This window comes from Streptomyces sp. URMC 124 (assembly GCF_051386455.1).
Lineage (GTDB): Bacteria > Actinomycetota > Actinomycetes > Streptomycetales > Streptomycetaceae > Streptomyces.
Genome location: NZ_JBPQTS010000423.1, coordinates 1 through 282, shown reverse-complemented (window position 1 = coordinate 282; position 282 = coordinate 1). Strand labels below are relative to the sequence as shown.

The window sequence follows — 282 nt, the reverse complement described above, 5'->3', positions numbered from 1 at the left end:
CACATAAGTTGAAATAATCTCTGATGAAGGAAGATTGAGAGATGTTTGCAGAAGATATACCTTTTCAAAACCAAGACTCATAATATTGCCTGTACTCAGAATCAGCAGAATGACTGCTGTCGGCATAATCCCGGGAATATCAATATGCAAGATCCGCTGAAATTTATTCGCGCCGTCCACAACAGCAGATTCATGAAGCTCGGGACTGATCGCCGTAAGCGCTGCCAAATAAATAATCGTTCCCCAGCCGGTATTCTGCCAAATCTCCGACAGCACATATAC

The 282-nt window shown here is 43.3% G+C and carries 1 protein-coding gene; it reads right to left on the bottom strand.

Annotation, left to right across the window (positions count from 1 at the left end; all coding sequences use genetic code 11):
* Window positions 1-282: ABC transporter permease subunit (locus ACSNOG_RS33190; protein ID WP_436756383.1), on the bottom strand; the 282-nt coding region annotated here is incomplete at both ends.